The organism is Brevundimonas sp. MF30-B (assembly GCF_004683885.1).
Taxonomy (GTDB): domain Bacteria; phylum Pseudomonadota; class Alphaproteobacteria; order Caulobacterales; family Caulobacteraceae; genus Brevundimonas.
In genome coordinates this window covers 646,027-665,413 of record NZ_CP038440.1, presented here as the reverse complement: position 1 = coordinate 665,413, position 19,387 = coordinate 646,027, and the positions used below count along the sequence as shown (strand labels likewise).

24 protein-coding genes and 1 pseudogene are annotated in these 19,387 nt (G+C 67.0%); 8 read left to right on the top strand and 17 right to left on the bottom strand.

Annotated features, from left to right (window positions below; translation table 11 throughout):
- Positions 1-2: 2 nt before the first annotated feature.
- Entirely contained in the window at positions 3-320 is a 318-nt protein-coding gene (locus tag E4M01_RS03390; RefSeq protein WP_135062237.1) for a multidrug efflux SMR transporter, read from the bottom strand.
- A gap of 17 nt (positions 321-337) precedes the next feature.
- Here E4M01_RS03390 and E4M01_RS03385 point away from each other — a divergent pair, with 17 nt between their 5' ends.
- From E4M01_RS03385 to E4M01_RS03375, 3 genes are all read left to right on the top strand, one after another.
- Positions 338-919, top strand: a complete 582-nt coding sequence (locus E4M01_RS03385; protein WP_135280309.1) for a TetR/AcrR family transcriptional regulator — start codon at positions 338-340, stop codon at positions 917-919.
- Between the two features lie 135 nt (positions 920-1,054).
- Positions 1,055-1,444 (top strand): hypothetical protein, encoded by a 390-nt coding sequence (locus E4M01_RS03380; RefSeq protein ID WP_135062239.1) that lies wholly within the window; start codon positions 1,055-1,057, stop codon positions 1,442-1,444.
- Entirely contained in the window at positions 1,441-2,340 is a 900-nt protein-coding gene (locus E4M01_RS03375) for a tyrosine-type recombinase/integrase (protein ID WP_135062240.1), read from the top strand. Before E4M01_RS03380 ends, E4M01_RS03375 begins: the two co-directional genes overlap by 4 nt.
- 16 nt (positions 2,341-2,356) lie before the next feature.
- Here the strand turns inward: E4M01_RS03375 and E4M01_RS03370 are convergent, their stop codons facing one another.
- From E4M01_RS03370 to E4M01_RS03355, 4 genes and pseudogenes are all read right to left on the bottom strand, one after another.
- A complete protein-coding gene (locus tag E4M01_RS03370) occupies positions 2,357-4,015 on the bottom strand; it encodes a recombinase family protein (RefSeq protein WP_135062241.1) in 1,659 nt (552 codons plus the stop codon).
- A 62-nt stretch (positions 4,016-4,077) separates the two neighbouring features.
- Positions 4,078-4,386, bottom strand: a pseudogene (locus E4M01_RS03365) (nucleotidyltransferase family protein); the annotation flags it as partial.
- Positions 4,383-5,180 carry a bifunctional hydroxymethylpyrimidine kinase/phosphomethylpyrimidine kinase gene (thiD, locus tag E4M01_RS03360; protein ID WP_135062243.1) on the bottom strand — a complete coding sequence of 266 codons (798 nt, stop codon included), beginning with the start codon at positions 5,178-5,180 and terminating at the stop codon, positions 4,383-4,385. The pseudogene E4M01_RS03365 and the gene thiD, both read right to left, overlap by 4 nt.
- Positions 5,177-5,512 (bottom strand): multidrug efflux SMR transporter, encoded by a 336-nt coding sequence (locus E4M01_RS03355; RefSeq protein ID WP_135062244.1) that lies wholly within the window; start codon positions 5,510-5,512, stop codon positions 5,177-5,179. The genes thiD and E4M01_RS03355 overlap by 4 nt, the downstream gene beginning before the upstream one ends.
- Before the next feature lie 81 nt (positions 5,513-5,593).
- Here E4M01_RS03355 and E4M01_RS03350 point away from each other — a divergent pair, with 81 nt between their 5' ends.
- The 5 genes from E4M01_RS03350 to E4M01_RS03330 are packed head-to-tail and all read left to right on the top strand — an operon-like array spanning position 5,594 to position 7,807.
- The gene (locus E4M01_RS03350; RefSeq protein ID WP_135062245.1) at positions 5,594-5,917 is read left to right on the top strand and encodes a helix-turn-helix transcriptional regulator; all 324 of its coding nucleotides are present in this window, start codon (positions 5,594-5,596) and stop codon (positions 5,915-5,917) included.
- Positions 5,914-6,447 carry an SRPBCC family protein gene (locus tag E4M01_RS03345; RefSeq protein ID WP_135062246.1) on the top strand — a complete coding sequence of 178 codons (534 nt, stop codon included), beginning with the start codon at positions 5,914-5,916 and terminating at the stop codon, positions 6,445-6,447. The genes E4M01_RS03350 and E4M01_RS03345 overlap by 4 nt, the downstream gene beginning before the upstream one ends.
- 23 nt (positions 6,448-6,470) lie before the next feature.
- Complete coding sequence (locus E4M01_RS03340; protein WP_209316066.1) at positions 6,471-6,917, top strand: SRPBCC family protein; 447 nt, start codon at positions 6,471-6,473, stop codon at positions 6,915-6,917.
- Between the two features lie 12 nt (positions 6,918-6,929).
- The gene (locus tag E4M01_RS03335; protein ID WP_135062248.1) at positions 6,930-7,403 is read left to right on the top strand and encodes a DUF1579 family protein; all 474 of its coding nucleotides are present in this window, start codon (positions 6,930-6,932) and stop codon (positions 7,401-7,403) included.
- Entirely contained in the window at positions 7,400-7,807 is a 408-nt protein-coding gene (locus E4M01_RS03330) for a VOC family protein (RefSeq protein WP_245158187.1), read from the top strand. Before E4M01_RS03335 ends, E4M01_RS03330 begins: the two co-directional genes overlap by 4 nt.
- On the opposite strand, the gene folP is transcribed toward E4M01_RS03330, so the two are convergent.
- From folP to E4M01_RS03270, 12 genes are all read right to left on the bottom strand, one after another.
- A complete protein-coding gene (gene folP, locus E4M01_RS03325; protein WP_135062249.1) occupies positions 7,777-8,586 on the bottom strand; it encodes a dihydropteroate synthase in 810 nt (269 codons plus the stop codon). The genes E4M01_RS03330 and folP overlap by 31 nt on opposite strands.
- Positions 8,583-8,888: a transcriptional regulator gene (locus E4M01_RS03320; RefSeq protein WP_135062250.1), complete on the bottom strand. Its 306-nt coding sequence runs from the start codon at positions 8,886-8,888 to the stop codon at positions 8,583-8,585. Before E4M01_RS03320 ends, folP begins: the two co-directional genes overlap by 4 nt.
- Before the next feature lie 2 nt (positions 8,889-8,890).
- Positions 8,891-9,544, bottom strand: a complete 654-nt coding sequence (locus E4M01_RS03315) for a hypothetical protein (protein ID WP_135062251.1) — start codon at positions 9,542-9,544, stop codon at positions 8,891-8,893.
- Positions 9,545-9,671: 127 nt separating this feature from the next.
- Positions 9,672-11,642, bottom strand: a complete 1,971-nt coding sequence (gene ftsH, locus E4M01_RS03310) for an ATP-dependent zinc metalloprotease FtsH (RefSeq protein WP_135062252.1) — start codon at positions 11,640-11,642, stop codon at positions 9,672-9,674.
- A gap of 55 nt (positions 11,643-11,697) precedes the next feature.
- Positions 11,698-12,984 carry a tRNA lysidine(34) synthetase TilS gene (tilS, locus tag E4M01_RS03305; protein ID WP_167765292.1) on the bottom strand — a complete coding sequence of 429 codons (1,287 nt, stop codon included), beginning with the start codon at positions 12,982-12,984 and terminating at the stop codon, positions 11,698-11,700.
- Complete coding sequence (locus E4M01_RS03300) at positions 12,975-13,826, bottom strand: tol-pal system YbgF family protein (protein WP_135062254.1); 852 nt, start codon at positions 13,824-13,826, stop codon at positions 12,975-12,977. The genes tilS and E4M01_RS03300 overlap by 10 nt, the downstream gene beginning before the upstream one ends.
- Positions 13,827-13,940: 114 nt before the next feature.
- The gene (gene pal, locus E4M01_RS03295) at positions 13,941-14,495 is read right to left on the bottom strand and encodes a peptidoglycan-associated lipoprotein Pal (RefSeq protein ID WP_135062255.1); all 555 of its coding nucleotides are present in this window, start codon (positions 14,493-14,495) and stop codon (positions 13,941-13,943) included.
- Positions 14,496-14,643: 148 nt separating this feature from the next.
- Positions 14,644-16,011, bottom strand: coding sequence for a Tol-Pal system beta propeller repeat protein TolB (gene tolB, locus E4M01_RS03290; RefSeq protein WP_135062256.1), 1,368 nt, complete (start codon positions 16,009-16,011; stop codon positions 14,644-14,646).
- Positions 16,012-16,134: 123 nt separating this feature from the next.
- Positions 16,135-16,959 carry a hypothetical protein gene (locus E4M01_RS03285; protein WP_135062257.1) on the bottom strand — a complete coding sequence of 275 codons (825 nt, stop codon included), beginning with the start codon at positions 16,957-16,959 and terminating at the stop codon, positions 16,135-16,137.
- Positions 16,960-16,963: 4 nt separating this feature from the next.
- Complete coding sequence (locus tag E4M01_RS03280; protein WP_135062258.1) at positions 16,964-17,437, bottom strand: ExbD/TolR family protein; 474 nt, start codon at positions 17,435-17,437, stop codon at positions 16,964-16,966.
- A 3-nt stretch (positions 17,438-17,440) separates the two neighbouring features.
- Positions 17,441-18,196 carry a protein TolQ gene (tolQ, locus tag E4M01_RS03275; RefSeq protein ID WP_135062259.1) on the bottom strand — a complete coding sequence of 252 codons (756 nt, stop codon included), beginning with the start codon at positions 18,194-18,196 and terminating at the stop codon, positions 17,441-17,443.
- Positions 18,197-18,277: 81 nt separating this feature from the next.
- Positions 18,278-19,261: a TraB/GumN family protein gene (locus E4M01_RS03270; protein WP_135062260.1), complete on the bottom strand. Its 984-nt coding sequence runs from the start codon at positions 19,259-19,261 to the stop codon at positions 18,278-18,280.
- Positions 19,262-19,387: the final 126 nt, after the last annotated feature.

Genomic DNA, 19,387 nt, shown 5'->3' with positions numbered 1-19,387 from the left:
GTTTAGTGGGCCATCTTGAGCGCGACCACGCCGCCAATAATTAGGGCGATACCAAACCAGCGCATCCAAGAAGTCGGATCGCCGTAGATCATGACCCCAACGAGGAATGTCCCGGCTGCACCGATGCCGGTCCAAACCGCATATGCGGTCCCGATTGGGATTTGCTTTTGAGCCATCCAAAGGAGAAAGCCACTGACCCCCATGAAGAACACGGCGGTCGCGATCCCGCTCAATCTTGTGGAGGGAACCTGAGCCATCTTCAGACCCACCGGCCATCCGATCTCAAAAATCCCAGCCAGCAGCAGGTAGACCCAACTCATAACATCCTCCGAAGGCGTTGCATCAGCACTACGGTTGGAATACGCTCGTATTCGAAAAGTTGCAAGAGGGTTCCATGGGTCGAAAGCCATCCGTCGATAAAGCCGCAGTGTTGGATGCCGCGCAGAGGATCGTGGATCAGGAAGGAGCGTCAGCACTCTCTATCGGTGCCGTCGCGGCTGCTGCGGGCATATCGAAGGGCGGCGTCCAATCTGCTTTTGGAACCAAGGACGATCTCATTGCGGCCATGCTTGATCGTTGGCTTAAAGCTGATGACGCTGAAATTGCCCGGCTTTCGGGCGAATACGGCCCAATCCGAGGACATGTTCAAGCTACCCGCAAACTTGGCGACAATGCCGAGCGTCAGATCACGAACCTCATGGCGGCACTAATGTCCTCGCCTACGCATACCGCGACGGTGCGCGATTGGTATCGTGCGCGTTTCGGCGACCTGTCCGCCAAGTCTGCGTCAGCCCGTCTGGCTCTGCTTGCTTCGGAAGGAGCCTATTATCTCCGCTTCCTCGGCTTGGTTGAAATGTCACCGGCGGAATGGCGAGCCATCTTTGACGACATCGAGACCCTTGCCGGAAAGCCAAGCTGACGGGTTGACCAATATGTGCGTTGGCGTCAATAATACCGTCAACGCACGTATTTCCTGAGCGAGGCACTTGATATGTTCGTTGAGGCGAAGGCTATTCCGACGCATCCTTTGCGCCTCGTGCCAAAGGATTCGGACATGCCCTCTCTCAAGACCGAAACGCAGACGTTCTCGCAGTTCGCTACCGCTCTTGAAGCACTGGCGTTCCAACTGCCGGAGCGGGTCACGATCCGGCAACTGCTCGTGTTCGCCATGATCGTCGAGAAGGTGAGCCTCGGTCACGACATCACCATCGCCGCCCTCCGTAAGGAAGTCGGCAAAGACAAAAGCGGCGGCGATCTGCTCGGCCAGAGCATCGGCCGGTCCTACCAAATCTTTCTCAAGCCTACGAAGAAGCAGCCGACCAACCTCGGATGGGCGGAAGTCGAAGAGAATGAGGATGACCGGCGCCACAAGTTCATCCGGTTGACGCCAGAGGGTGAGGCCGTCGCGCTACGGATCGCCAAGGCTCTTAAGGAGAAGCCGTGAAGGTCCGCGCGCTCCTGCGATACTGCGAACTGCACGAGTGGCGCGGGCTAAGAGCCAAGGCGACGCTCCGCACCAACATCAAGCATCTGAACGCCCTGATTGGCGACGAGGACATCGACGGGCTGCACTACACGCGGCTCAAGCGGTTGGCGTCCGAACTGGAGACGTTCGGCAAGCGGCCAGCGGCGCCCGCTACCGTCAAGCGCAAGCTGGACACGCTGTCGAACGCCCTGACTATCGCAACGAAGATGACCGCCGAAAACGGATCGCCCGTCCTCAAGGCCAAGCCGACATTCCCGACGTTTGAGATCGACAACATTCAGGAGCGCGTGATCTCCGATGACGAGATCGCAGCCCTGTTCGAGGTCATCGCCGTTCGACGGATTGCCGAACCGTGGCGCGACTGGAGCCGCTACGACGCCTTGATCCGCTTCCTTCTGGCGACGGCCTGTCGGCGGGGCGAAGCCTTGCGGGTGTGGCCGGGCCATATCGAACGCCGCGAGGTCGATGGCGTGGCCCGACACTTCGTGATCTTCGAACGCTACACGACCAAGACCAAGAAACCCCGGATCGTGCCGCTCACGGCCGATATCGTCTCGCTGCTTCCCGCGCTGCGCCTACAGGCGGGCAACGGGCCGCTGTTCCCGTTCGAGCCATGGACCCTTTGGGCGATGTGGAAGGCGGTGCGCGAGGACATGGCGGCGCGCGGCTACGACTTCGCGCTGGTCCGCTACCACACCACGCGGCACACCACCCTGACCAAGGCCATGAAGCGGTTTCCCATCGCCATGGTGTCGAAGCTCGCCGGTCACGCCAGCATCCAGATTACGGCCGACCGATACGGCCACCTGTCGGCTGACGATCTCGTCGAAATGGTGGACGGGATCGCTGCATAGTTTGGCGGGCTAACGCCTACGCGGCTCTCTTAAGGCTGTCCTTGAACGCTTGAGCCTCGGCGTTCGTCCGGGCTTGCCCGATCTCCATGACCGTCTCCCCGCTGACCAGCGTGAATGACGTGACCGTCTTGGCGATCTTGAAACGGTAGACGCGCGCCCCGCCCATGACCGAGACCGTGGCGAAGCCGTCCCGGTCGATGATGATGTTGTCCATGACCGTCTTCACGGCTCCGGCCAGTTGCATCCGAAGACCGATGTCCTTGGTCTCCGTGTAGGCGGCGCGAAGATCGGCGATGGCCGTCTGCTGGTTCGACGGCATGAGCCGGGTTCGGACGATGGCCAGTTCTTCTTCCGCGTCCAAGACGGCTTTGTTCGCGGCCAGCGATGCGTCCGAAGCTTCATTGGCGAGTTCGCGCATGATCGCGTTGTCCATTTCGAGGACCAGTCGGGCGGCCTTCATCGCGCGATCCTTCGCCAACTGACGCTGATGTTTGGCCTCGGCGACCTTGGCCTTGGCCTCGGCGTCGTCGGCCAGTCCCTCCAGACGGATTTCTGTCACCAGATTGAGGACAGCGTTTTCGAGGTAGACCACCCGGTGTTTGGGCGTGTGATCGCATCCGGTGCGCTGGACCGTCGAGGAACACCGGTAATAGGCGAAGTTGCCGCCATCCCGCTCCCGGTGATGGTGACCACCCCAACGCATCCGAGACCCGCAATCGGCGCACCGGATGGCGTCTCCGAAGAGGTTGACCAGAGAGGCTTCCTTGCGGCCTCCCCCGACGTTGCGCGACTTAAACGCGGCCTTAGCGCGGTGATACAGATCGAGCGAAATCGCGGGCGGGAAGTAGCCGGGGATCGGATCGCCGATAGGGATGCGTTTTCTCGACCCGGATTCGTATTGGTGGTGCTGATGCTCGCCAATGATCGCCCGGCTGTTCAGGATCGTTTGGATATAGGAGCCGTGCCATTTGCGGGTCTGGCCAGCGCGCGAGCCGGTGTCCTTGTAGGCGTGGCCCCATGCTCGTTCGCCCGCTTCGTTCAGACGACGCGCCACGCGATCCACGCCGGTCCCGGCTGCGACCTCTTCGAAGATGCGGAGCAAGATACGCTGCTTGTCGTCGTTGACCTTGTATTCCCCGTCCACGACATCAAGCCACGCGGGCTTGGTCAGCCTGTCCACGACCACACCCTTCGCCCGCCTTTGTTGCCAGTTGTGGAGGGTGCGGGTGCTCTTCACCTTCGACTCGCTATGGGCGCGCTCCATGTGCGGGAGGACGCCGAAGAGCCGGTGGCTTTGACCCATGAGGGTTTCGGCGGACCAGACCTGATTGTCGGCAAGTGTGACCAGCACGATCCCCGACCGGATCACGGTCAGGAACGTCCACAAAGCTTCCATCGGGTCTTCGCGTGAGAACCGGTCGAAGCCTTCGATCAGAAGGTGTGATCCTTTGGCGACCTTGCCGCTCTGAACGTCCCCAATGAACCGGCCAAGGTCGCCAGTCGTGCGGTTCAAGCCGTGGAAGGCGGAAACCCCGTCGTCCCGATATGTCCAGTCGAGTTCAACGCCAGCCGTCGCGGCGTAGCTGATCGCCATCTCCGTCTGACGGGCCACCGAATTGCCGGTGGATTGCGACGGATCGCTGTAGCGCACATACGCAAAGGCTTTGATCGGCATAGTGAAACTGGCTCAAACCGGGACTCTGGTCCCCATCCAAGCAAGGTTCATACTTACAGACAGAGGCGGACGCGGGCCTGATTGCGCACCTCGATCCGATCGCGAAGCGGCGTCTCGAAGGCGGCGGCGACGCGGCGGATGACGGCGTCCTCGGCGTCCCACGAGGTGTCAGAATCGAAATAGCCCAGGTCGAAGTCCTTGACGCCATAGCCCGCCGGACGCCCGGTCAGGGCGTTCCAGACCGACTGATAGACGGCGCCCGAGAACAGCCGCCAGTCCGGCAGGTCCAAGTCGCGCACGCCGGTCAGCACGGTCATCAGCTCGGGATCGGCGCGGACGATCTCGACAAGTCGGCGTTGGAGGTCGCTCATCGGCGCACGGGCCAGGCGTGGTCCAAGGGGCCGTGGCCGCCGCCCAGGCCGGGCGCGCGGCGGATGGCCTCGGCGACATAGGCCCAGGCCTCGGCCACAGCGATGGGCAGTGGCAGGCCCTTGGCCAGGCCGGCCGCACACGCACTGGCCAGTGTGCAGCCCGTCCCATGGGTGTGGCGCGTCTCGACCCGCTCGCCCTCGAACAGGGTCTCGCTGTCCGGCGTCATCAGCACGTCGATCAGCCGCTCGCCCGGCACATGGCCGCCCTTCATCAGCACGGCGCGCGCGCCGAGTCGGAGCAGGGCCTCGCCGGCGCGCCGCTGGCCGTCCAGGTCGGCCACGGTCAGGCCGGTCAGGGCCTCCGCCTCCGGCGCATTGGGGGTCAAGAGGGCGGCGCGCGGGATCATCAGCGCCTTCACCGCCGCGACGGCCTGGTCCGGCAGCAGAGCCGCGCCGCCCTTGGCCACCATGACGGGGTCGACCACCGCGGGCGCCCCGGCCTGATCCATCAGGGCAGCGACCGTCTCGACCACCTCGACCGACCCCAGCATGCCGGTCTTGAGCGCATCGGCGCCGATGTCGTCCAGCACCGCCTCGGCCTGGGCGCGGATCAGTTCGATGGGCAGAGGGTGCACGCCGTGGACGCCCAGGGTGTTCTGGACGGTGACGGCCGTGATCGCCGTGGCCGCAAAGCCGCCCAGCATGGTCACCGCCTTGATGTCGGCCTGGATGCCGGCACCACCGCCCGAGTCCGAGCCGGCCAGGATCAGGACGCGTCCCTTGAAGCCGCTCATGGATGGGCCGCCGAGAACAGCTTCAGCCCCACGATCCCGGCGACGATCAGGACGATGCAGACGATGCGCAGCGCCGTCGCCGGCTCGTTGTAGATCGCCATGCCGACGGTCGCGGCGCCCACCGCCCCTATGCCGGTCCAGATGGCGTAGGCGGTGCCGATCGGAATGCGCTGGGTCGCCATCCACAGGAACCAGAAGCTCAGGCCCATGGCGGCGATCACGACCAGGGAGGTCACGGGCCGCTGCGGGCCCACGAACTTGAAGGCCGAGGCCCAGCCGACTTCCAGCAGGCCGGCGATGACCAGGGCGATCCAGGGATTGATGACGATCATGACGCCCTGATGCGGGCTTTACATCCCGCGAGCAAGGATTTGAATATTGCAATATCGCTATATTGATGCTAGACGATATTAATGAGCTTGATCCTTACGCCCGCGTTCGCCGCCCTGGCCGAGCCGCATCGCCTCGCAATCCTGGGGCTGCTGGCCGGCGGCGAGCGGGCGGCGGGGGATCTGGTGGACGCCTTGCCGGTCAGCCAGCCCACCGTGTCGCGCCATCTGTCCGTACTGCGCGAGGCCGGCCTCGTGACGGTGCGCAAAGACGCCAATCGACGGCTCTACAGCCTCAACCCTCGCCCTCTCGCCGAGATCGACGGCTGGCTGGAGACCTATCGACGTCTTTGGACCAGCCGGCTCGACGCTCTGGAGGCGCATTTGGACAGGGAGTTCGCTCAATGACCGATGTCATGGATCGGATCGATCAAGGCGTCTGGCGCGCGATCGACGGTGGCTGGGAGCTGCGCTTCGAGCGCCGTCTGCGTCATTCGCCGGACCGCGTCTGGGGCGCTCTCACCACGCCTCAGGGGTTGAGGTGCTGGCTGGCCGAAGGGGTTATCGAACCCCGGGAAGGAGGGCGAATGGACCTGAATTTCCGCCAGCCCGAAACACCGGATTTTCCCGACACCCGCGACTGCCGCGAGCAGTCCAACGAAGTGCTGGTGTTCGACCCGCCCCGCCGGTTTGACCACACCTTCGGCCACGAAGAATCGATCGTCAGCTGGCGGCTGGCGCCCGATGGCGACGGCACGCACCTGACCCTGATCCATCGGGTGCCCCAGGCCTGGGAATGCGACCTCAGCCGCACCCTGTCGGGCTGGCATCACCACATGGAAGGCCTGGAGGACGCCGCCCAGGGGCGGCGACATCCTTGGAGCTGGTCCCGCTGGACGGCCCTGCGCGACGCCTATGCGGTCGAGATCGCATCATGAGGCCGCCGATCGTTGAGACCGCCATGCTCATCCGACGTCCCATAGCGGAGGTCTACCGGGCCTTTGTCGAGCCGGCCGCGACGACGCGCTTCTGGTTCACCCGCTCGAGCGGCCCCCTGGAAGCCGGCCGAACCGTGCGCTGGGATTGGGAGATGTATGGCGTCGGCGCCGACGTCGTGGTCAAGGCCTTGGAGCCGCCCCACCGCATCCTGATCGAGTGGGACGGGCCCGACACGCCCACCGAAGTCGAGTGGCGGTTTGAACCGCACGGCCCCCATCGCACTCTGGTCAGTATCGTCAACCGGGGCTTTCACGGTGACGACGACGCGCGGACGACGGCCGCGCTGGACGCCATGGGCGGCTTCAGCCTGGTGCTGGCCGGCGCCAAGGTCTGGCTCGAACATGGCCTGGAGGCGACGTTTGTTCTGGACCGCCATCCCGACGCCGTCCTGCCGAACCGGCGCGACTGAGGAGCAGAGATCATGAGCGACGCCCCCTCCGCTTCGAGCATTACCGAACAGCATCGCTGGCTGGACCATTTCCTCGGCGATTGGACCTTTGAAACCGGCCAGGGCGAGGACCGCAGCCAGGGCATGGAAGCCGTCCGGCGGCTCGGCGATCAATGGATCATCACCGAAGGCGTTATGCCGAGCGGCGCCTATTTGTCCGTTGTGGGCTTCGACCCGGCGAAGGGACGCTTCATCGGCCAGTGGGTCGGGTCGATGATGAGCCATGCGTGGATCTATGACGGCGAGCTGTCGCCGGACCGCCGCGCATTGCTCCTCTTCAGCGAGGGTCCTGCTGCCGATGGGTCCGATCGGATGCAGACCTATCGCGACACGTTTGAAATCACGAGCCTCGACGAACGCATCCAGCGAGGCGCCTGTCTGGATGAGAACGGCGACTGGAACGAGCTCTACGTCACCACTCTGCGCCGCAAGGGAGCCGCCCTGTGATCCGCATCAAGCTGACCAGCATCGCCGTGGATGATCAGGACAAGGCCGAGCGCTTCTACGTGGACAAGCTTGGATTTCAGGTGAAGCGGAACCTGCCGATGGGGCCGGTCCGCTATCTGACGGTGGTGTCCCCCGTCGAACCCGACGGCGTCGAACTTTCCATCGAACCCGGCGGTCAGGATCTCGAGTTCGCCGCCTTCCAGGCCATGATGGTGCGAAAAGGCATTCCGTGGACCACCTTTCAGGTGGATGACATCGACGCCGACCACGCACGGCTGACGGATCTAGGCGTAACGTTCACCGGCCCGCCCGCGGACATGGGCGAAGTGCGTGTCGCAGTCCTGGACGACACATGCGGCAATCTGATCATGCTTTATTCCGCCGCGGCCCCGACCGCAGCCTGAAGCTTCAGCGCCTGGACGGTTTCGCGCACATCATGGACGCGGACCATGTCCGCCCCGCGTCGCGCCGCCTCCAGCGCAAGAGCCAGCGAGCCCCCTAGGCGGTCCAGCGGGTCGGTCGCGGTCGGATCCATCGCCTGGATCGTGCGCTTGCGGCTGGCGCCGTACAGCACCGGAAAGCCGAGCGCCGCGATCCGATCCAGACGCGCCGTCAGGGCGAGGTTGTGCGCCGCCGTCTTGCCGAAGCCGAGGCCGGGGTCCAGCCAGATCGCGTCGCGGGCGACGCCTGCCGTCATGGCCGCCTCGGCCCGTTCGACCAGATAGTCGGCGACCTCAGCGACGACATCTTCGTAGGCGGGCGCGGCCTGCATGGTGCGCGGCTCGCCCTTCATATGCATCAGGCAGACGGAACAGCTGAGATCGGCCGCCGTCTTGAGGCTGTCGGGAGCCCAGGAGAGGGCGGAGACGTCGTTCCACATGGCGGCCCCCGCCGCCATAGCCGCCCGAGCCAGATCGGGCTTGAGGGTGTCGATGCTGATCCGCCCGCCCCACCGTGCGGCCAGACCCTCGATCACCGGGAGCACCCGGTCCAACTCCTCGGCCTCGGCCACCGGCGCGGCGCCCGGCCGCGTGCTCTCGCCGCCCACATCCAGCCAGTCGGCGCCCTGTTCGACCAGCTTCAAGCCATGCGCTATCGCCGCCTCGGCCGTCGCCAGCCGTCCGCCGTCCGAAAAGCTGTCGGGCGTGACGTTGACGATGCCCATGACCAGAGGCCGGCTCATCCACTCTTGCTCCCGATCAGATCGCCTAGCGCGTCCAGATAGTCGGCGAAGGCGCGGCGGCCCTGGCTGGTGATCGAGACGCGCGTAAGCGGCTTGTTGTTCACGAAGCTCTTGGCGATGGCGATGTAACGCGCCTCCTCGAGCTTCTTAAGGTGGACAGACAGATTGCCTTGCGTCGCCTCCAGCGCGGTCTTCAGCTCGGCGAAGTCTGCGCTTTCGGCGTCGGCCAGATAGACCATGACGCCCAGGCGAACGCGACCGTGGATGACCTCGTCAATGCGCCCTAGATCGCTCAGGGCCACGATCAGGCCTCTCGCCCGGTCCGGCGCGCGTCACGAAACATGATCCAGCCAGGCGCGGCGAACAGGGCGAACAACGCCGCCGTGCAGACCAGCAGATACGCCAGGGGCTCGCGCACCAGCAGCCCAAGCGCCACCGCGGCGCCCCAGCCGCCCAGCGCCGTGGCGAGCATCCAGCCCTTGCGTTTCAGGCTCCAGGCCATGATCCAGGCGGCGCTCTGCAAGCCGAACACCATGGCGGGATAATAGAGCCAAAGAGCCAGATCCTGATCGCGCGCGGCCCCGACTCCAAAGACGATGATGGCGGCCACATTGACCATGCCGGCGCCGTTCAGCGCGGCGTGCATGGCGCGGTTGGCGGCGGGGCCCACGTTGGCCGCCTGATCGCGGCGATCGCGCCGGATCGCCCAGCTCAGGACCACCATGAAGGCGACGCTGATCCCGACCACAAAGCTCAGATTGGCCAGATCCGGCCAGCGGATCACACCGGTCGCCTGTCCGAGATGAAACAGACACTGAAGACCGTACAGCAGGCCGCCCGCGAGATAAGCCACCGCTAAGGTCAGACGCGGCCGGCCGTCGCCTTCGACGATGGCGCGCAGATAGGCCAGATCGGCCTCGGCGGCATGTTGGGGAGACAAGGCGGACGGCGTGGTCATGGCGATCTCCTGAGAAAGGCGCGGGAAGGCGCCTCAGACAGAGCATCACTACATCAACTAGTTTGTGTTGCAAACCTGTTCTTTTAGAAGAAAGCCCCGCAAGCGTCGCCGGCGGGGCTTTCCGTCCCTAGTGGACCGTCGGCACGCTGGTCGTCGGCGCGGCCGGCGTCCCCGCCTGCGAAGGCTCGATCTCCGTCCCGTCCGAAACCGGCGTAACGGGCACAGCGACAGAGGGACCGGCGTTGGGGAAGTTGCTTTCGTCGCGGTTGGGGGCGACGCCCTTTTCAATCAGATCCCTGATCTCCTCTCCCGAGAGGGTCTCGTACTCCAGCAGGGCTTGGGACAGCTTTTCGTGGTCCTCGGCCTTTTCGGTGAGAATCTTGCGAGCCTCCTCCCAGCCGGCGGTCACGATGCGCTTGACCTCTTCGTCGATGATCCGGGCGGTTTCTTCCGAAACGCTCTGATTGCGCGCGACCGAGTGGCCAAGAAAGACCTCCTCCTGGTTCTCGCCGTACGCCACGGTGCCCAGGCGGTCCGAGAAGCCCCAGCGGGTCACCATGGCGCGGGCCAGCTTGGTCGCCTGCTCGATGTCGGATGACGCGCCCGACGTTATGTTCTCCGGCCCGAAGATGATCTCTTCGGCGACGCGGCCGCCGGCCATGATGGCGATGCGGTCGATCATCTGCTGGTACTTCATCGAATAGCGGTCGCCCTCGGGTAGTTGCATGACCATGCCCAGGGCGCGGCCGCGCGGCACGATGGTCGCCTTGTGCACCGGGTCGGCCATCTTCACATTCATGGCGACAATGGCGTGACCGGCCTCATGATAGGCGGTCAGGCGCTTCTCCTCCTCGTTCATCGCCATGGACTTACGCTCCGAGCCCATCAGAACCTTGTCCTTGGCGTCCTCGAAGTCGCGGTGGGTGACCATTTTGCGGTCCTTGCGCGCCGCCATCAGCGCGGCTTCATTGACGAGGTTGGCCAGGTCGGCGCCCGAGAAGCCGGGCGTGCCGCGCGCGATAGTCTTGACGTTGACGTCCGGCCCAAGCGGCACGTCCTTCATGTGAACGCGCAGGATGCGTTCGCGGCCGGACACGTCGGGATTGGGCACCACGACCTGACGGTCGAAGCGACCCGGGCGCAGCAGGGCCGGGTCCAGCACATCGGGCCTGTTGGTGGCGGCGATCAAGATGATGTTCTCGGACGCCTCGAAGCCGTCCATCTCGACCAGCAGCTGGTTCAACGTTTGCTCGCGCTCGTCATTTCCGCCGCCCAGGCCGGCGCCGCGATGGCGGCCCACCGCATCGATCTCGTCGATGAAGATGATGCAAGGCGCGTTTTTCTTGGCCTGCTCGAACATGTCACGCACGCGGCTTGCGCCGACGCCCACGAACATCTCCACGAAGTCCGAGCCCGAGATCGAGAAGAAAGGAACGCCCGCCTCGCCGGCGACGGCGCGGGCCAAAAGCGTCTTGCCGGTGCCGGGAGGGCCGACCAGCAGGGCGCCCTTGGGAATCTTGCCGCCCAGGCGCTGGAACTTGCCGGGATCCTTCAGGAACTCGACCACCTCGGTCAGCTCTTCCTTGGCCTCGTCCACGCCGGCGACGTCGTCAAAGGTCTTCCGGCCCTTGTGTTCAGTCAGAAGCTTGGCCTTGGATTTGCCGAAGCCCATGGCGCCGCGCGCGCCGCCCTGCATGCGGTTCATGATGAAGAGCCAGAAGCCGATGATCAGGGCGACCGGCAGCAGGAGGCCTAGGATGCCCGACCACCACGGCGCACGCGAGGACTTGGCGTCCAGGTCCACTCCGGCGGCCAGCATCGACGCCACCAGCTGCTCGTTCGGATAAGGGGTGGTGGCGGCGAACTTCCCGTCGTTCTTGTAAACACCCGTCACCTGATCGCCCTTCACGACGGCCGACTTGATCTCGCCGGCCTCCGTCTGACGCACGAGTTCGGAATAGGTGATCGTTTCGGGACGACCGCTCGAGCCCGCCTTGGCGCCGGGCATGGTCCCCGCGCCGCCCTGCGACATGGCGGCGTAGACGGCCAGAAGCCCCAGCAGCAGCAGGGCGCCGAAGGCGAAGTTGCGCAGATTCATTCTAGTCCTCGATCGTCCGGCCCGCAGTACGGCGCCGGTCAGGAAAGCGTCACGCTCAAAATAGGTGGTTCCAAGGCGTCGCGCCATGCATGGCCTGGGCCAGCTGAGATTCCTGCGGCGTTTCGCCCGAGGCCAGGCGGCTCCAGAGCTCGAACCGGGCGGGCACCAGCGGGGTCAGCCGAGCCGCGCGAAAGGCCAGTTCGGGCCTTCGTTCGGGGCGCAGGATGATCGGAAAGGCCGCGCGAGCCGCCGGGGGAAGGCTAGACAGCCAGGCTCGATCCCCGGCGGTCAGACCGGCCATGCGCCCCAGCGCGGGCGCAATCTGGGCGGACGGCGGCGCCTCGGAGACCTCGAAGCGCCCGTCCCAGACCGTGATCTCGCCCAGCCTGCAAGGCTGCAAAGCACGTTCGTCGCGCCCCCGCATCTGGCGCAGCACGAGCAGTCGCTCGGGCCCCGCCTCGACGCGGGCTCCGCCCACGACAAAGACGGCGTCCCGCTGCTCCGCCAACCGCGCCCCCGCCCGCGCGAGAGCGCGCCCGCGCGGCGGCGTCGATCCGCCGGACGAACAGCAGATCGCCGCAGCGAGAGCCTGAGGCGGCGCGGATCGAGGCAGGACAATCACGCCGCAGGCGGCCATCGGCTCCGGATCAAGCCTGGACGCCAGCGCCGAAGCGGGCGCCGGCGCCGGCGCTGACGGCGGCGCGCCGGCCAGCGCCATGCGCGCCCGCGACCGAGCATACCGCAGATCGACATTGGCCGGGTCCTCGATCCAGTCGACGCCACGAGACCTCAGCCATGCCCGAAGATCGTCGCGGCGCTCCTCGATCAACGGCCGCAAAAGCACCAGATCGCGCCCTTCGGGCCAAGCTGGCGAAGGCGAGGCTGCATGCAGGCGCCCGATGGGTGTGCCAGACCTGCGCATCCAGTCGTTTTCGGCCACGTCATCCGCCGTATGGGCGAACAGGATGACGCACGCCCCTGCCTCGCGCGCTGCGTCGGCGATCAGGGAGTGCCGCGCCTGTCGTGCGGCGGCCGGGAGGCCGGTGGTCGGCTTGGGGCCGGTCCAGGCCAGGCCGCGCCAATCGGCGCCGAGCGCCCTCGCCTGATCTCCGGCGCGACGGGTCCAGTCGCGGCTGTCGGAATTCAGCCCGTGATCGACGGTCAGAGCCAGCAGGGCGCGGCCGCGACGACGCGCCCAGTCGGAGGTCATGGCGAGCAGGGCCAGGGAGTCCCCGCCGCCCGACAGGGCCAGGGTGACTGGACGATCGGCCTGAGCCTCCAGGCTCCGATCCAGCCGCGCGTGAACGCGGCCGGTCAGGGCGTCAAGGTCGCTCAGCTGCACTCCGCGCGACTGCGGATCTGGGTGGCGCGGGTGCGCAGGGTCTGGGCCGCGCCTTCGGCGTAGCGACGGCCGAACTCGGCCAGGGCGGCGCAGGCCTGCGGCTTCTGGTCCGTCATGACCAGATTGTCGGCCAGCTTCAACGTGGTTTCCCCAGCCCAGGCGACGCGCGGCCAGCCGCGCAGGGCGGCGGCGTAGGCCTGGACGGCGCCCGGCCGATCGCCCGTCGAGACGCGCAGGTCGCCCAGCCGCGAGTTGGCCTCGCGCGCCTGGGGCGTATCGGGCCAGGTGACGATGACGGTCTCCAGGGCGCGCGCGCCCCGCACCGGATCGCCGGCGGCCAGGCGGGCCGCGGCAGCCAGATCCTGGGCCGGGTCATTGGTGGCCGAGTTGGCGGTGATCGGCGCGTTCAGCTCGGCGTCGGCTTCCAGCTTCTGGATGCGGGCCTCGGCGTCCTGCAGCCGGGTGCGCAGGGCGGTGTTGTCGCGCGTGGCCTCATCGGCCTGAAAGGTCAGGCGCTCACTATCGCTGTTCACCCGCTGGAAGGTCTGCTCCAGGTCACGCAGCCGCCGGTCCATGTTGGCCAGGCGGTCCTGCAGGGCGATGACCTCAGGGTCGGGCTCGACCAGGACGGGCTGGCCGGCGGCGTTGCGCTGGGTCAGAGCGCGTTCCAGGCGGCGCACGTTGCGGTCCAGCTGGTCCAGGCGGCGGTTGTCCCACTGCACCGGCTGCATCGGCTGGACCTGGGCCACGGCGAAACCGGCGCCCAGCGTCAGGGCCACGCCGCCGGCGGCTAGGATCAACCGCGCGCGGCGCGAACTTAGGGGTCGAGGCTTGGTCGTCATGGAGCGGACGGTCCCACCAATCTGCGGCGGCCGCAAGGCGCGGACGCGGGGTCTTCACACATGAAAAGACCGGCCGGGACAGCCCGGCCGGTCTGATCAATCAGGGCGTCGAAATCAGCGCTGTGCGCCGGAGACGATCGCAGTGTGGGCGTTGCGGTTGCGGGCCCAGGCGTCCTCGGTCGAACCCTCGGCGATCGGACGCTCCTTGCCGAAGCTGATGGTGTCGATGCGGGCCGCCGGGATGCCACGGTCCACCAGATAATTGCGCACCGACTCGGCGCGGCGGGCGCCCAGAGCCAGATTGTATTCGCGGGTGCCGCGTTCGTCGGCGTTGCCTTCGATGCGGATGCGCACGTTCGGATAGCGCTGCAGCCACTGGGCCTGGGCGTCCAGGCGCGGATAGGCGTCCGACTTCACCTCATAGCTGTCCAGGTCGAAGTAGACGCGGTCGCCGACGTTGACGATGAAGTCCTGCTCCGAGCCCGGAACGGCGGCGCCGACATTGCCTCCCGAGACCGGGCCGGTCGGGGCGGTCGGATAGGCCGGACCCGTGGCCGGCGGGGCCGTGTCGGGCACGACCGTGTCGACGGGACGACGCGGGGTGCAGGCGGTGACGGCCACGGCGATCACGCCCACGGCGGCCAGGTTGACGAGGGTGCGGGTGTTCATCTGGGCGTCTCCTAAATCTGGTTCGGGGCCTCGCCCCAAGCTTTGCCTTGAAGCTGCTGCTAGCGGCGGTCACCGCATCGCGCCAGCGGGGGTAACGCACAGTTGAGCGATAAGGCTCCGCTCGTGACCGCGCGTTACCCAAACAGCGTTACGAGGGGCAGGAATCCGGCCCCTGGTTCAGGCCCAGCGTCGCCGGCGGCGTGTCTAGAAGCGGCGACCAGGCCGGGTCGGAGCCGCGCCCGTCATAGCCGGCCTGGGCCACCACGCGGCCCGAGAGGTCGACGGTCCACAGACGGGTGTCGCCGCCCCGCGTCTGACGCGCGAACATGATGTAGCGGCCGTTGGGCGCCCAAGACGGGCCTTCCTCGAAATAGGAGGACGACAGGATGCGCTCGCCCGAGCCGTCAGGCCGCATCACACCGATGTGGAAGCGCCCGCCCTGCTGCTTGGTGAAGGCGATCAGATCGCCGCGCGGGCTCCAGGCCGGGGCGGTGTAGATGCCGCCGCCGCGAGAGATCGGCCGCTGGCCGCGTCCGTCTGCGCTCATGACATAGAGCCGGGCCGAGCCGCCGCGATCGGAGGTGAAGACGATCTGAGAGCCGTCGGCGCTGAACGAGGGCGAGGTGTCGATCCCCGGATCGGTCGTCAGGCGCGACAGCTGGCGCGTGCGCAGATTCATCACGTAGATGTCTGTGTTGCCCCCCCGAATGATCGAGAAGGCGACGCGCGACCCGTCGTTGGAGAAGCGCGGCGCCAGCACCTGGCCGTCGAACTCGCCCAGATTCTCGCGACGGCCGGTCGACAGGTTCAGCAGATAGATACGGCTGTAGTCACGACCCAGCGCCACATAGGTCACCTCGTCCGGATTGGAGGCCGAGAAACGCGGAGACATGATCACCTCGTCGCCCTGGGTCAGATAGACGGGGTTGAAGCCGTCCTGATCCACGATCGACAGGCGCGACAAGCGGTTCAGCTGAGTGCCGCTTTCCGACACGAAGATCACGCGGCTGTCGAAGAAGCCGTTCTCGCCTGTCATGCGCTGATAGACGACGTCTGAGATCTTGTGCGCGATACGGCGCCACTGCTCGGGCGTGGCGGTGAACTGATAGCTGACCAGCTGGCACTGGCGGTAGGGATCGTAGAGGCGGAAGCCCACGTCGTTGCGGCCGTCGGGGCGCGGTGTGACGGACCCGTAAAGCACCGCCTGGGCGCCGATCGAGGTCCACTGCGGAAAGTTCGGCGCATTGGCCAGGGTCAGATTGGTCTCGATGAAGCTGCGCGGGTCCAGCGGCGCGAAATACCCCGAGCGCCGCAGATTGCCCGACACCACATTGGAGATATCCGCGCCGTTCGCGCCGCTGAAGGGGGCGATGGCGATGGGAAAGGGCCGCAGCACGCCCTGATCGACCACCACGTCCTGAACCGGCGCGCTCTGCGCGGGCTGGCCGGTCTGGGCGTTGGCCGTCGTCGTCAGGGCCAGAGCGGCGGCAGATGCCAGCAGAAGCGTCAGACGCATGGGGGTCTCCTTGGAAGTCTCGGCCCGGTCCGCTCAGCTTGACCGGGATTGGGGCGATATTGGGATGGCCTGGGGCACGAAACGATCAGGACGGCGATGACGATCCCGTTATCCGACTTGCCCCTAACGATTGCCGCACTGGCGCGCGGTCTCGAAGCGGAAGGGTACGTCCTGGGTTTCGAAGCCGCTTGGGACGTCGAACGGGGCGGCGGCCCGCAGGGCGCGCAACATGGAGTCCGACGCGGCGCGCCAGGCCGCGTCGCTGCGGGCGCCATCGAGACGTGGATTGCCGATGATTTGACCCGAGGCGGCTAGGCGCACCGTGACGCGGATCGTCAGATTGTCCGCTCCGGGCATCTCGCAGTTGACGTTCCAGTGCGGCGTCACCTGCGAGGCGAGCGCGCTGAGCTGCGGTCCTGTAGCGCGCGGCGCCTGGCCCGCGCCCTGCTGACCGGCGGCGGGGCGGCCGGTCGTGCCGGTGGGCCGCGGCGGTCCGGCCAAGGCGTCAAGGTCCAGGCTTTCCTCGCGACGCGGAGGCGCAGGACGCGGCGGCGTCGGCTGGCTCTTGGTGGGAGGGGCCGGCGTGGGCGGCGCCGGACGCGGCGGCGTCGGCGCGGGCGTCGGCGCCTTCTTCTCGGGCGGGCGCGGCGTGGGTGTCGGTGTCGGCCGAGGTGCGGGGGCGGGCGGCGTCGGCGGAGTCGGCTCGGGCAGTGGCGGCGCGACTTCGGGCTCGGGCGGCGGCGGGGCCGTGGCGCCGTCGTCGGGCGACAGCTCCTCCTGCGGATTGTCGGGCGCGGCGGCCGCGATCTCGATGTCGGACACGATCGAAACCGGCACGGACGACGGCAGAGGACGCGGCTCGCTGCGCGGGAAGGAAATCAGGGCGAGCGAAGCCACCCCCAGGTGAAGGGCGATGGATCCCAGTACGGCGGGGCTGGGACGACGCAAGCGGTCAGCCTCCGCTCGCCGCATCCGGCGCGGTGTCGGTGATCAGGTTCAGCTTGGTGAAGCCCGAGGCCGACAGGCGCGCCATGACGCGCGCCACCGCCTGATAGGGCGCGCGCCCGTCGGCGCGGATGAAGACCGGCCGGTCGGTGGCCGCGCCCTCGCCGTCTCCGCCCTGGGCGCGCAGACGCGGCACGAACTGGTCCCAGGCCGCCTCGGCGTCGTCGACATAGATGGCGCCGTTCTGATCGATGGAGACCGATAGGGGCTCCTGCGTCTGTTCGACGGCGGACGCCTCGGTCTGAGGCAGTTCGACCGGCACGCCGACCGTCAGCAGCGGCGCCGAGATCATGAAGATGATCAGCAGCACCAGCATCACGTCCACCAGGGGCGTGACGTTGATCTCGCTCAGCGGTGCGCGCCGCCTGCGGCCACGGCCGCGGCCCGAGCCGCCGGCCGCGCCTCCTCCGCCCAGGGCCATGGGTCAGGCGCTCCGGCGCAGGCTGAAGTCCGACGAGGGCGGGGGCGGCGGGGGCGGAGTGGTTGACGGCGAGGCCAGGCGGCGCGCCACGGCGGCTTGCAGGTCGTCGGCGAAGGCCTCCAGACGGCCGACATACTTGCCCGCGTCGATCGAGAACTTGTTGTAGGCGATATAAGCCGGGATGGCCGCGCCCAGGCCGATGGCGGTGGCGAACAGGGCCTCGGCGATGGCCGGGGCCACGGTCGTCAGATTGGTGTTGCCGGCCGAGGCGATGGCGTCGAAGGCGTTCATGATGCCCCAGACCGTCCCGAACAGGCCGATGAAGGGCGAGGAGGTGGCGACCACCGAAAGCACGCCCAGGCCGTTCTCGACCCTCTGGCCTTCCCGCGCGATCAGGCTGTTCAGCGAGCGGTCGATGCGCGCGACCAGCAGGCCGCCCTGGTCGGCGTCAACCGGCCCGCGTTGCCGCGTCTCCTTCCACTCCGCCAGGGCCAGCTTCAGCATCTGGGGCAGGGCGTGGGCGGGCTGGGGCCCGGCCTGGGCGGCGACGTCCTCAAGCGAGCGGCCCGAGTTCAGGTCGGCCTCGAAGGCGTCGGCCTGACGGTTCAGGCGGCCGATGCGGACGGCCTTGTCGATGATGACGGTCCAGGACCAGACTGAGGCGACCGCCAGGCCGATCATCACCGACTTCACCACCCAGTCGGCGTGCATGAAGAGTTCGATGGGATTGAGCATCGAGGCGTCGACGGGCGCGGTCATTCAGCGGTCCTGCGGCGGATCAGAGGATGGGTCAGCCCGTTCGAACGACCGAGCGCGGCCATTTCAAGGCGTAGATTCCGTCTAGACGCCTGAATCGGCCGCGTCACCTGTCGGTTGCGTGATCGGACGCCATTCCGGCCCCTCGACCTCCAGGCCCCTCGCCTCCAGGGCGTCAAGCACGCCGCCGGGTCGCGCCAGCAGCCGGATCGGCGCCACCGCCAGGGTGACGCCGGGCTGGGCCAACGCCTGGTTCAGCGCTTCGTCCCACTGGCTGCGCAGCAGGGGCGCGACCTCGGGATCGCCCCAGGGCCAGCACACGTCAAGCGCCGCATCGATCGGCGAGGCCGCGACCTCAGCCACCCGGAAACGGCGCCAGGCTTCGGCGCGGGCCAGGGTCATTTCCGGCCCGCCTTCGGCGGCGACGATGGCCGCCTTGACGCACGGCGCGTAGGTGGACGGCGGGGCGTTGATCAGGCTGTCGATCAGTTCGTCGCCGCGAATGACGCCCACGGGCGTGACTGGGACCCTGGTGCGACGCGCCGCGCGGCGCACCACGTCGTCAGGCCCTGCACGGGTGCGCCGCGAGAACCCGGCCTTGTCATTGAGAAGATCAATGCTGAGCGGCACGAAATTGGTGGTGCGCCAGCGCGCATTGCGCTCGCCCGCCATGACGGCCTCCAGCCGCGACTGCCATTCGGGCTCCAGATAGTCCGCGGTCGTCGTGCCCGCCGGCAGATTGGAGATGGTGCGGATGCGCCAGATCAGGCGCAGCACATCCGCCGCCGAACCGCGCCCCTGTTGGGGAAATAGGATCCGGTCAGCCCGCAGCGTGGCAGCCTCCAAGGCGTCGGGCCGCCATTCCAGTTCGCGCGGCGGCGTGATCGCTCCGACCAAGATCAGGGTTCGGTCGCCCTGGGTGACCTCCCACATCGGCGCGCCCGAACGCCGCGCGGTGACGATAATGTCCTCGACCTGAGTTGCAGAGTCGGCGTCCTGGGCGCGCCCAGGCTGCGCCGGCAACATCAGCATGGCCGCAAGGACCAGCGCCATCGCTCGTCGGATCATCAGAATGCCCTCCCACGAATCGCGGCCGGAATGCGGCGCGAACATTGCCGATTCTTAATCTTAAACCATTGTAATAGATGGCGAATGTTTAATCCACCTTGCCGCCTTGTAACTGGCTTGATCAAG

Excerpts from the sequence above, each read along its gene's own strand:
- E4M01_RS03390 (WP_135062237.1), bottom strand. The coding sequence starts at position 320 with ATGAGTTGGGTCTACCTGCTGCTGGCTGGGATTTTTGAGATCGGATGG.
- E4M01_RS03380 (WP_135062239.1), top strand. The coding sequence starts at position 1,055 with ATGCCCTCTCTCAAGACCGAAACGCAGACGTTCTCGCAGTTCGCTACC.
- E4M01_RS03370 (WP_135062241.1), bottom strand. The coding sequence starts at position 4,015 with ATGCCGATCAAAGCCTTTGCGTATGTGCGCTACAGCGATCCGTCGCAA.
- thiD (WP_135062243.1), bottom strand. The coding sequence starts at position 5,180 with ATGAGCGGCTTCAAGGGACGCGTCCTGATCCTGGCCGGCTCGGACTCG.
- E4M01_RS03355 (WP_135062244.1), bottom strand. The coding sequence starts at position 5,512 with ATGATCGTCATCAATCCCTGGATCGCCCTGGTCATCGCCGGCCTGCTG.
- E4M01_RS03350 (WP_135062245.1), top strand. The coding sequence starts at position 5,594 with ATGAGCTTGATCCTTACGCCCGCGTTCGCCGCCCTGGCCGAGCCGCAT.
- E4M01_RS03345 (WP_135062246.1), top strand. The coding sequence starts at position 5,914 with ATGACCGATGTCATGGATCGGATCGATCAAGGCGTCTGGCGCGCGATC.
- E4M01_RS03340 (WP_209316066.1), top strand. The coding sequence starts at position 6,471 with ATGCTCATCCGACGTCCCATAGCGGAGGTCTACCGGGCCTTTGTCGAG.
- E4M01_RS03335 (WP_135062248.1), top strand. The coding sequence starts at position 6,930 with ATGAGCGACGCCCCCTCCGCTTCGAGCATTACCGAACAGCATCGCTGG.
- folP (WP_135062249.1), bottom strand. The coding sequence starts at position 8,586 with ATGAGCCGGCCTCTGGTCATGGGCATCGTCAACGTCACGCCCGACAGC.
- E4M01_RS03315 (WP_135062251.1), bottom strand. The coding sequence starts at position 9,544 with ATGACCACGCCGTCCGCCTTGTCTCCCCAACATGCCGCCGAGGCCGAT.
- ftsH (WP_135062252.1), bottom strand. The coding sequence starts at position 11,642 with ATGAATCTGCGCAACTTCGCCTTCGGCGCCCTGCTGCTGCTGGGGCTT.
- E4M01_RS03300 (WP_135062254.1), bottom strand. The coding sequence starts at position 13,826 with ATGACGACCAAGCCTCGACCCCTAAGTTCGCGCCGCGCGCGGTTGATC.
- pal (WP_135062255.1), bottom strand. The coding sequence starts at position 14,495 with ATGAACACCCGCACCCTCGTCAACCTGGCCGCCGTGGGCGTGATCGCC.
- tolB (WP_135062256.1), bottom strand. The coding sequence starts at position 16,011 with ATGCGTCTGACGCTTCTGCTGGCATCTGCCGCCGCTCTGGCCCTGACG.
- E4M01_RS03280 (WP_135062258.1), bottom strand. The coding sequence starts at position 17,437 with ATGGCCCTGGGCGGAGGAGGCGCGGCCGGCGGCTCGGGCCGCGGCCGT.
- tolQ (WP_135062259.1), bottom strand. The coding sequence starts at position 18,196 with ATGACCGCGCCCGTCGACGCCTCGATGCTCAATCCCATCGAACTCTTC.
- E4M01_RS03270 (WP_135062260.1), bottom strand. The coding sequence starts at position 19,261 with ATGATCCGACGAGCGATGGCGCTGGTCCTTGCGGCCATGCTGATGTTG.